The 9,998-nt window shown below is 66.1% G+C and carries 9 protein-coding genes; 6 read left to right on the forward strand and 3 right to left on the reverse strand.

Annotated features, from left to right (window positions below):
* Positions 1-1,349: MATE family efflux transporter (locus LPZ50_RS16320; RefSeq protein WP_230662643.1), on the reverse strand; the 1,349-nt coding region annotated here is incomplete at its 3' end.
* A 295-nt stretch (positions 1,350-1,644) separates the two neighbouring features.
* On the opposite strand from LPZ50_RS16320, the gene LPZ50_RS16325 reads away from it, so the two are divergent.
* From LPZ50_RS16325 to LPZ50_RS16335, 3 genes are all read left to right on the forward strand, one after another.
* Entirely contained in the window at positions 1,645-3,501 is a 1,857-nt protein-coding gene (locus tag LPZ50_RS16325) for a phosphoenolpyruvate carboxykinase (GTP) (RefSeq protein WP_230662645.1), read from the forward strand.
* Positions 3,502-3,699: 198 nt separating this feature from the next.
* The gene (locus tag LPZ50_RS16330; protein WP_230662647.1) at positions 3,700-4,329 is read left to right on the forward strand and encodes a class I SAM-dependent DNA methyltransferase; all 630 of its coding nucleotides are present in this window, start codon (positions 3,700-3,702) and stop codon (positions 4,327-4,329) included.
* The gene (locus LPZ50_RS16335) at positions 4,311-4,841 is read left to right on the forward strand and encodes a DNA-deoxyinosine glycosylase (RefSeq protein ID WP_268903435.1); all 531 of its coding nucleotides are present in this window, start codon (positions 4,311-4,313) and stop codon (positions 4,839-4,841) included. The genes LPZ50_RS16330 and LPZ50_RS16335 overlap by 19 nt, the downstream gene beginning before the upstream one ends.
* Here the strand turns inward: LPZ50_RS16335 and LPZ50_RS16340 are convergent, their stop codons facing one another.
* On the reverse strand, positions 4,842-5,756 hold the full coding sequence (locus LPZ50_RS16340) for a LysR family transcriptional regulator (RefSeq protein WP_230662649.1): 915 nt from the start codon (positions 5,754-5,756) through the stop codon (positions 4,842-4,844).
* Between the two features lie 136 nt (positions 5,757-5,892).
* Here LPZ50_RS16340 and LPZ50_RS16345 point away from each other — a divergent pair, with 136 nt between their 5' ends.
* From LPZ50_RS16345 to LPZ50_RS16355, 3 genes are all read left to right on the forward strand, one after another.
* Positions 5,893-7,098: a CaiB/BaiF CoA transferase family protein gene (locus tag LPZ50_RS16345; RefSeq protein WP_230662651.1), complete on the forward strand. Its 1,206-nt coding sequence runs from the start codon at positions 5,893-5,895 to the stop codon at positions 7,096-7,098.
* Between the two features lie 72 nt (positions 7,099-7,170).
* Positions 7,171-8,139, forward strand: coding sequence for a Bug family tripartite tricarboxylate transporter substrate binding protein (locus tag LPZ50_RS16350; protein ID WP_230662653.1), 969 nt, complete (start codon positions 7,171-7,173; stop codon positions 8,137-8,139).
* A 35-nt stretch (positions 8,140-8,174) separates the two neighbouring features.
* A complete protein-coding gene (locus tag LPZ50_RS16355; RefSeq protein WP_230662655.1) occupies positions 8,175-9,179 on the forward strand; it encodes an MDR family oxidoreductase in 1,005 nt (334 codons plus the stop codon).
* 31 nt (positions 9,180-9,210) lie between these two features.
* Here LPZ50_RS16355 and LPZ50_RS16360 read toward each other — a convergent pair.
* A partial coding sequence (locus LPZ50_RS16360) for a 3-hydroxyacyl-CoA dehydrogenase family protein (protein WP_230662657.1) occupies positions 9,211-9,998 on the reverse strand: 788 nt, incomplete at its 5' end.

Here is a 9,998-nt window from a genome sequence, read left to right on the forward strand (position 1 = left end):
CGCATCCAGCGGCGCGTCATCAGCACGGCCACCACGCCCAGGCCTATGGCCAGGCCGCTCCAGATGCCCACGCCGCGCCAGCCCGCCCAGAACGCCAGCGCCGCGCCGGCGGGCAGGCCCAGGCCCCAGTAGCCGATGGCCGCGTACACCATCGGCACACGCGTGTCGTGCAAGCCGCGCAACATGCCGGCCCCCATTACCTGCGCCCCGTCCACCACCTGGAACACGGCAGCCACCGCCAGGTACGACGACGCCAATGCCAGCATCTGCGCGTTGGACGGCGCCTGTACATCGAAGAATGCGGCCAGCAGCCAATGCGGCACGGCCACCATCAAGGTGGCCGCGATCACCATCGACCCCACGCCCAGCCCATACGCTGTCCACCCGGCTCGTTGAATGGCCAGGGCGTCGCGCGCGCCATAGGCGTGCCCCACTCGTACCGTGGCCGCCTGGGCGATGCCGTAGGGCACCATGAAGCTGATGCTGGCGATCTGGATGGCCACCGCATGGGCCGCCAGTTCGGCCTCGCCCAGCCAGCCCATCAGGAAGGCCGCGGCGTTGAAGATGGTGACTTCGAACGCCGTGGCCGCGCCGATCGGCAGGCCCAGTGTCCACAGGGCTTTCAGCCGGTGCCAGTCGGCCTGCCATACCCCATGCAGCAGGCGGTAGCGGCGGAAGGTGCGGTCATGGGCCACCACCGCGATCATGCCCACGAACAGGGCCAGGCTGGCGACCGCGCTGGCCACGCCCGCGCCCACCAGGCCCATGGCGGGAAAGCCCAGGTTGCCGAACACCAGCACCCAGTCGGCCAGCGCGTTGAACAGAATGCCGGCCAGCGCCACCCATAGCGCCGAGCGTGGCCGCTGCAGGGCCGCCACGAACGAGCGCAATACCAGAAAGCCCAGGAAGGGAGGCAGGGCCCATAGCAGCGCGCGCAGGTAAATGCCGGCCTGCGCGGCGAGTTCAGGGGGTTGCCGGATCGCCATCAGAATGGCTTCGCCGTGCCACAAGGCCAGGCAGCCCGGCACGGAAATGATGGCGGCCGTCCACAAGCCTTGCGCAACCGTGCGGCGCACGTCGCGCACCGAATGGCGGCGCGCGCCCAGTTCGCGCGCCACCATGGGCGCGGTGGCGGTGACCAGCCCCAGCGCAAAGAACGCGATGGCGGCGTACAGATTGGCCCCCAGGGCGCTGGCAGCCAGCGCCTGCGGGCCCAGCCGGCCGATGAAGATCACGTCCACCGAGGTCATGGCGATTTGCGCCAGGCTGGTCAGGACCAGCGGCAGGCTGAGCGCCAGCGTGTGGCGGATTTCCCGCATCCAGGCGGAGCGGGCGGCAATGTGCGACATAGGGTTTCCTGGCGTCAAGGCGGCATGATAATGCCTGGTCCGGGTTTACCCTGAATTTTCCCTGTGGCAGGGGGGAAATGCCGCGCGTCGCTGTACCGCGTTGCATCGCAGGCCATGTCCCCCAGCCCGCGGGCCGCGTTTTTATAGGGACATAACCGTTATAAGATGTTTCACTCCTTGCGCACCAAAGTGGCGAGCCGGCGATGCATGCAAGTAATATGACGCCACTGATTAACATAACAATGCGGGTCCCTTGCGGGCCCGCATGGTCTTTTACCTCTAGGAGATGGGCCCGATGAATAAACCGTTAGACGGCGGGATCGCTACGCTCAATGTTCCCGCATACGTCAAGCACCAGGGCCTGATCGAGTGGGTGGCGCGTGTTGCGGCGCTGACCAAGCCTGATCAGGTGGTCTGGTGCGACGGATCCCAGGAAGAATACGACCGCCTGTGCGAGCAGATGGTCCAGTCCGGCATGCTGCGCCGGCTGAACCCGGCCAAGCGCCCCAACTCGTACCTGGCCTGGTCCGATCCCTCCGACGTGGCTCGGGTCGAAGACCGCACTTTCATCTGTTCCGAACGCGCCGAAGATGCCGGCCCCACCAACAACTGGGCCGACCCCGCCGAAATGCGCGGTACCCTGGAAGGCCTGTTCGACGGCGCCATGCGCGGCCGCATCATGTATGTGGTGCCGTTCTCGATGGGCCCGCTGGGTTCGGATATTGCCCACATCGGCGTGGAACTGTCCGACAGCCCCTATGTGGTGGTGAACATGCGCATCATGACCCGCATGGGCCGCGCCGTGTTCGACGTGCTGGGCAGCGATGGCGAATTCGTGCCCTGCGTGCACAGCGTGGGCAAGCCGCTGGCGCAAGGCGAGGCCGATGTGGTCTGGCCCTGCAACCCCACCAAGTACATCGTGCACTATCCCGAAACCCGCGAAATCTGGAGCTTCGGCTCGGGCTACGGCGGCAATGCGCTGCTGGGCAAAAAGTGCTTTGCGCTGCGCATCGCGTCCACCATGGGCCGCGACCAAGGCTGGCTGGCCGAACACATGCTGATCCTGGGCGTTACGTCGCCCAAGGGCCGCAAGTACCACGTGGCCGCGGCCTTCCCGTCGGCGTGCGGCAAGACCAACTTCGCCATGCTGATTCCGCCGGAAGGCATGGACGGCTGGAAGGTATCCACCATCGGCGACGACATCGCCTGGATCAAGCCGGGCGCCGATGGCCGCCTGCGCGCCATCAACCCCGAGGCGGGCTATTTCGGCGTGGCGCCGGGCACCAGCGAGAAAACCAACTTCAATGCCATGGCCACCCTGAAGGCCAATGTCATCTTCACCAACGTTGCCCTCACGGATGACGGCGATGTGTGGTGGGAAGGCATGACCGACACCGCGCCCGACCACCTGGTCGACTGGCAGGGCCAGGACTGGACCCCGCAGATCGCCAAGGAAAGCGGCCGCAAGGCGGCGCATCCCAACGCCCGCTTCACCGCGCCGGCTTCGCAGTGCCCCTCCATCGACCCCGAATGGGAGAACCCCCAGGGCGTGGTCATCGATGCCTTCATCTTCGGCGGACGCCGTTCCACCACCGTGCCCCTGGTGACCGAGGCCCGCAACTGGGTGGAAGGCGTGTACATGGCCGCCACCATGGGTTCCGAAACCACCGCCGCCGCGGCGGGCCAGCAAGGCGTGGTGCGGCGCGACCCCTTCGCCATGCTGCCGTTCTGCGGCTACAACATGAGCGACTACTTCGGCCACTGGCTGAAGCTGGGCAAGCGCCTGGAGGCCGCCGGCGCCGTGCTGCCGCGCATCTACTGCGTCAACTGGTTCCGCAAGGGCCCGGATGGCAAGTTCGTGTGGCCCGGGTTCGGCGACAACATGCGTGTCTTGAAATGGATGCTGGGCCGCATCGACGGCACGTCCGCCGGTGTCGAGCAGGTATTCGGCGTATCGCCCACGTACCAGGACATCGACTGGACAGGCCTGGAATTCAGCCCCGACAAGTTCGAGCAGGTTATCTCGGTGGACGTGGCATCGTGGCGCGATGAACTGGCGCTGCACGATACGCTGTTCCAGCAACTGGCCGATCGCCTGCCCGGCGAACTGCCCGACGTGAAGTCGTCCATCCAGAACCGCCTGGCGGCTTGATTGAACCCACCCCCCGAAGCGCTGCGCGCTTCCCCCCTCAAGGGGGGCGACGCTAGCGGACCGGCAAAGCCGGCTCCGCTGCGTCCCGGATCTGGCTGCATCTCTGTATAGTCGGGTGTCTGGCTCCGAAGGTGCCAGACACCGTTGTGTGCCGACGGTGCCGGGCACCAGACACCATTCCCACAAGCCTCCGAAGCCATGCCCCTCAACCCCGACGACCTGCGCCGTATCAGCGAACAGACGCTGGCCTATTACAACGAGAACGCCGACAGCTTCGAGGCCGGCACGCGCGACCACGACGTCAGCCAGAATATCGCCGCGCTGCTGCGCCACGTGCAAGGCGATCCGCCCTACGACATCCTGGATCTGGGCTGCGGCCCGGGCCGCGACTTGCGGGCCTTCACGGCGCTGGGCCATCGCGCGGTGGGGCTGGACGGCTCCGAGCGTTTCGCGGCGATGGCGCGGCAGGCCTCCGGCTGCGAAGTGTGGCGGCAGGATTTCCTGGCGCTGGATCTACCCGCGGGCCGTTTCGACGGCATTTTTGCCAACGCCGTGCTGTTCCACGTACCCACGCAGGAGCTGCCGCGCGTGCTGCGGCAACTGCATGCGGCATTGCGGCCGGGCGGGGTGCTGTTCAGTTCCAATCCCCGTGGCGGCAACCAGGAAGAATGGAACCGTGGCCGTTTCGGCGCCTACCATGACCTGGAGGCGTGGCGCGCGCGCCTGGTGGAAGCGGGTTTCAGCGAGCTGGAACACTACTATCGGCCAGCGGGCTTGCCCCGCGACCAGCAGCCCTGGCTGGCCAGCGTATGGCGGGCCAACCCCTGACCCTGGCCGCCGTCCCGCGTGTGCACGGTTTCGCGCCGCAGGCGGGGCCGGCGCCGCGCATTCTGGTTCTGGGCTCCATGCCCGGCGTGGCGTCGCTGCGCGTCCAGCAGTATTACGCGCATCCGCGCAATGCCTTCTGGCCTATTGCCGCCGCGGCTTGCGGCTTCGATCTCCATGCCGATTACGCCGCTCGCATCGCGGCGTTGAACGCGGCGGGCATCGCGCTATGGGACGTGCTGCAGGCCTGCGACCGCACGGGCAGCCTGGATGCCGACATTGCCTTGGCGAGCATAGTGCCAAATGATTTCGGCGCTTTCTTTCGAGCCCACCCCGGCATCGTCCGCGTGTGTTTCAACGGCGCAAAAGCCGCGGCCTTGTTCAGGCGCCATGTGCTGCCCACGCTGCGTGCCGCGCATCCCCTGGAATACATTGCCTTGCCGTCCACCAGTCCCGCGCATGCGGCCATGAGCATGCAGCAGAAAGCGCTGGCCTGGAGCCAGGCGCTGAGTTGATCAGGCGCGGCTCGCCGACTCTTTGGCGATCTGGCGCGTGAAGTCGGGCAATACCTTGAGCAGTTGCCGCGTGGCGGCGGAGGTGGGGCGCTGGCGGCTGATATCCAGCAATACGGTCTGGCGGATCACAGGGCCTACCAGGCGGATCGGCTTGAGCATGCCTTGGGATATCTCCGCCGATGCCGCATGGGCGGGCAGTATGCTGTGCAGGCCGCCATGGCGAATGGCGTCTTTGATGGCAACTCCGGAATCGGCTTCCAGCACCACTTCCAGGCTGACCCCGTGGCGCTGCGCGATGCCATCGAGCACGCCTCGCAACGAGTTGGGACGCACGGGCAACGCCAGCGGTATCCGCGCAAGATCGGTGAACCGGATGGTTCGCTGCTGCGCCAGCGCAGAATCGGCCGCGGTAACCAGCATCATGTTGGTTTCCAGCAGAACGTCGCGCGCGGTATGGCTGGCGGCCCGGTAGCGGTTGTAGATTCCCGCGTCGATCTTGCCATTGGCCAGCCAGGCTTCGATCTCGCCGCTATAGCCCTCGAAGACTCGCAGCCGGATGTCGGGGTAATGCGCGCGCGTATGCGTCAACAGCATGCCGATCAGCGGCTGGGACAGGGATGGGATCAGGCCCAGATTCACCACGCCGCCCGGCTTGCGCTTCGCCGCCCTGGCTTCTTCCATGAACTGGTCGGCCTCCAGCAGCAAGGCTTGCGCCCGCGGCATCAGGCTTTCCCCCAGTTCGGTCAGCAGCACGCCACGGCCGGTACGAAAGAACAATCGGCCCCCGAATTCTTGTTCCAGTTCCGATAAATGGCGGCTCAGCGCCGACTGGGCAATGCCCAGCGCCGTCGCGGCGCGGGTCAGGCTGCCGGATTCGGCAATGCGTGTGAAGATCCGCAGCGTTTTCAATTCCATTGCTGTCTCCCATCTCGAAATGAGATAACTGGTTTATCTATATTTCCCATTCCGTATCGCCGGATTTCATCACAGAATGGTTTGCATCGGCCACGCCAACTCGTTGCGTTCGGCCGCCAAGACAGAGGAGCAGGGCATGAATCCGGCGCAAAATGGGCCCCTGGCGGGCGTACGCATCCTGGACGTTTCCACCGTCGTAGCCGGGCCGTGGGCCGCCACGCTGCTGGCAGACCTGGGTGCCGAGGTACTGAAAGTGGAGATGCCCGGGCGCGGCGATCCGTTGCGCGATCTTGCACCTCATAAAGAGGGAGTGCCGTTGTGGTGGAAGGTGGCCAATCGCAACAAGAAGGGTATTTCGCTGGACCTGCGCACCGAGGACGCACGCGATATCCTGGCGCGCCTGCTGCCCGATTTTGATGTGCTGGTCGAGAACTTCCGGCCTGGCACCCTGGACCGCTGGGGCATTACGCGCGGCTGGCTGCACCAGCACAACCCCCGGTTGACCATCCTGCGGTTGACGGGGTTTGGACAGACCGGCCCCTACCGCAGCAAGCCGGGCTTCGCCCGGGTGTTTGAAGCCATGAGCGGCCTGACACACATCTGCGGCGAACCGGATGGACGGCCGCTGCATATGGGATTTCCCATTGCCGATGCGGTGGCAGGGTTGTTCGGCGCGCTGGGCATAGTGTCGGCGCTGTACCGCGACAAAGTCGTACCCGGGGCGCAAGGGCAGGAAATCGATTGTTCGCTGATGGAATCCATGTTCCGTGTCATGGATTTCCTGCCCATCGAGTACGACCAGTTGGGCATCGTGCGGGGCCGGCAGGGCAACCGCAGCCAGTACGCGGCGCCGGGCAATGTGTACTTGACGCGTGACGGCCATTGGGCGTCGATCGCCGCCTCTACGCAGCGTATTTTCGAACGGCTATGCCAGGCATTGGGCTTGGATCACGTGCTGCAGGACGGCCGTTTCGCCACCAACCCCGGCCGCGTGCAGCACCGTGAGGCACTGGATGCGATCTTGGCTGAAGCCATCGGGGGGTACACGCTGTCCGAGCTGGGGGAATTGCTGGAGGCCAACGCGGTGGGTTTCAGCCCCATCTACGACATTGCCGATATTTTTGCCGATCCCCATTTCGCCGCGCGCCAGGCGATCGTGTCCGTGCCCGACGGCGAACTGGGCACCGTGCGCATGCAGGCCGTCGTCCCGCGCTTTTCCCACACACCTGGCGGGGTGCGGCATGCGGGACCCGCGCTGGGGCAGCATAACGACGAGGTCCTGGCGGCGATCGGCATATCGGAATCGCAACGCGAGCGCCTGCGCCATTCGGGCGTGATCTGACCCGCCAGGCCGCATCGCGTCACCCATGCGGGGCCGCCAAAGAGCGGTTTTCCACCACAAAGGAGACAAGCAATGTATGACTGGATCAAAAGAGGGGCGGTGGCATTGGGATGCGCCTTGAGCATGTCGGCGCAAGGCGCGGCCTGGCCGGCCAAGCCGGTGACGCTGCTGGTCGGGTTTCCGCCAGGGCAAGCCACCGACGCCGTGGCCCGCATGCTGGCAGAGCGCTTGTCCAAGAACCTGCAGCAGCCCGTGGTGGTAGAAAACCGGCCGGGGCAGGGCGGCAGCATCGCGCTGGCGGCGCTGGCCAAGGCGCCAGCCGATGGGTACACGATGATGCTGTCGGCAACGGCGTCATTGGTGACGAATCCACACTTGTACAAATCCACGGGATACCAGACCCTGAGCGACTTTTCCCCGGTGGGGCTGGTGGCGGATTTGCCCATGATCCTGGTTGCCAACGCCGCCGCGCCGTTCAACGACATGGCCGAGCTGCGCGCGTATGCGCGCAGCCATCCGGGCGCGCTGAACTATTCATCGTCCGGCAATGGCACGCTGTCGCACCTGGGCATGGTGATGCTTCAGCGCGAGATGGACGTGAAGCTGACTCACATCCCCTACCAGGGTAGCGTGAAGGCCATGACTGACATGATCGCTGGCAACGTGACGGTGGGCCTGGACACGGTGGCGGTGACCTTGCCTCATATTCTGTCCGGCCGCCTGAAGGCGATAGCAGTGGCGGCCGACCAGCGTTTGCCGCAACTGCCGGACGTGCCTACCGTGGCCGAGGCGGGCTACCCGGACTTCCGCGCCCAGCCGTGGCTGGGCATGCTGTATCCGAAAGGTACGCCGGTTGACGTGGTGCGCCGCATGAATGACGAAATGCGCGCCGCCATGACAGAGCCCGCGATGACCCGGTCGCTGCAATCGATAGGGGCCGTGCCGCGCACGGATACGTCGGAGGCTTTCGCCGCGCTGCTGCGGTCGGAATACAGCCATTGGGGCGAACTGGTACGGCTGTCGGGCAGCCGTGTCGATTGATTTTCTATTTTCAACGCTTTCGCAAGGATTTCTGCATGACTCAGACGACTGCTTTCCAGGCCATGTTGCTTACCCAGGAGGCCGGCAAGACGCAATGCCATCTGCGCGACATGACGGTAGATCAGTTGCCGCCTGGCGACGTGTTGGTGAAGGTGGATTATTCCAGCCTGAATTTCAAGGACGCCATGGCGGTAACGGGCACGGGGAAGATCGTGCGCGAGTTTCCCATGGTGCCGGGAATCGACCTGGCCGGTACCGTCGTCGAATCGGATAGCCCCGCTTACCGGCCCGGGGATCCTGTCGTCCTGACGGGGTGGAGCGTGGGCGAACGTTATTGGGGCGGCTACACACAAATGCAGCGCGTGAAGGCCGACTGGCTGGTGCCGCTGGCGGCGGGCCTGGACAGTTTCCAGGCCATGGCTATTGGCACCGCAGGCTTTACCGCCATGCTGTGTGTCATGACGCTGGAAGAGGCCGGTATTACGCCCGCGGCGGGTCCGGTGCTGGTAACCGGCGCCGCCGGTGGCGTGGGCAGCGTGGCCGTGGCCCTGCTGTCGAGGCTGGGGTTTCGCGTATCCGCGCTGGTGCCGCCGGGCCGTGAGGCCATGCACGACTATCTGAAAGAACTGGGAGCCGCCGAGGTCTTGCACGGTGAGGCGTGGGCACAGGCGCCGCGCCCCCTGGAGAACCAGCAATGGGCGGCCGCCATCGATACGGTGGGCTCGGTGGTGTTGTCGCGCGTGCTGGCATCCATAGACTACGGCGGCGCGGTGGCGGCCTGCGGCTTGGCGGGCGGCCCCGATCTGCCCACCACCGTCATGCCGTTCATTCTGCGGGGTGTACGGTTGCTGGGGGTGGATTCGGTCATGTGCCCCGTGCCGCGCCGTCAGCAAGCGTGGCAACGCCTGGCACGTGACTACCCGCACGAGGCCTTCGGCCAGATCGCCAGCACGGCGCCGCTGAGCAAGGTTCCACAACTGGCTGCCGGCATGATGGCCGGGGGCAACCGTGGGCGGGTTGTCATCGATGTAAACCAATAGCCGGCCGGTGAAACCGCCGCCGGCCCCGCCGTCACGGCTCGATCGGCGGCAGTTCGTCGGCGATCAGGTCCAGGCCGGCGCGCAGCAGGCGGTCGTAGCGGGCACGTTCGGCGGCGATGGTGTCCGGCGTCCAGGGATAGAAACCCTGGCCGGTTTTCATGCCGTGGCGGCCGTCCTGCGCGCGGTCGGACAGGCAGCGGGCGGGGCGGTCGCTGTTGCAGAATGACGGATACATGGTGGCGCCCGCCGCCGCGTGCACGTCGATGCCGGCGTGGTCGCGCTGCAGCACGGGGCCGGCCGCCAGGAACCGGAACCCGAACCCGAACCGCACCGCGGCGTCCACGTCTTCGGGCGAGGCAATGCCCTGGTCGATCAGGTCGAAGGCTTCGCGCGACAGGGCGTGCTGCAGCCGGTTGGCCAGGAAGCCGGGCAGGTCTTTGCGCACCTTGACGGGCACCATGCCGCAGCGGCGCATGAAGGCGATCAGCGCATCGGCATGTTGCATGCCGCTGGCTTCGCACAGCACCACCTCGACCAGCGGTACCAGGTGCGCGGGCATGAAGAAGTGCAGCCCCAGCATCCGCGCGCGCGTGGCCAGGCCCTTGCCAATGGCGCTAATGGGAAAGCTGGAACTGTTGCTGGCCAGGATGGCGTGCGGCGGGGCGCGGCGTTCCAGTTCGGCGAACAGGGCCTGCTTCAGGTCCAGGCGTTCCGGGATGCATTCGATGACCAGGCCGACGCCGGCCCACGGCACTGCATCCAGGCTGGGCGCCGTGGCCACGTAGCTCGCCGCGTCGACCAGGCCGGCCGCCGCCAGGT

It is taken from the genome of Bordetella petrii, assembly GCF_020991325.1.
GTDB lineage: Bacteria > Pseudomonadota > Gammaproteobacteria > Burkholderiales > Burkholderiaceae_B > Bordetella_A > Bordetella_A petrii_E.

What these genes read in the sequence shown, in the direction of transcription:
- LPZ50_RS16325 (WP_230662645.1), top strand. Translation starts at nt 1,645, where the DNA reads ATGAATAAACCGTTAGACGGCGGGATCGCTACGCTCAATGTTCCCGCA.
- LPZ50_RS16330 (WP_230662647.1), top strand. Translation starts at nt 3,700, where the DNA reads ATGCCCCTCAACCCCGACGACCTGCGCCGTATCAGCGAACAGACGCTG.
- LPZ50_RS16335 (WP_268903435.1), top strand. Translation starts at nt 4,311, where the DNA reads ATGGCGGGCCAACCCCTGACCCTGGCCGCCGTCCCGCGTGTGCACGGT.
- LPZ50_RS16340 (WP_230662649.1), bottom strand. Translation starts at nt 5,756, where the DNA reads ATGGAATTGAAAACGCTGCGGATCTTCACACGCATTGCCGAATCCGGC.
- LPZ50_RS16345 (WP_230662651.1), top strand. Translation starts at nt 5,893, where the DNA reads ATGAATCCGGCGCAAAATGGGCCCCTGGCGGGCGTACGCATCCTGGAC.
- LPZ50_RS16350 (WP_230662653.1), top strand. Translation starts at nt 7,171, where the DNA reads ATGTATGACTGGATCAAAAGAGGGGCGGTGGCATTGGGATGCGCCTTG.
- LPZ50_RS16355 (WP_230662655.1), top strand. Translation starts at nt 8,175, where the DNA reads ATGACTCAGACGACTGCTTTCCAGGCCATGTTGCTTACCCAGGAGGCC.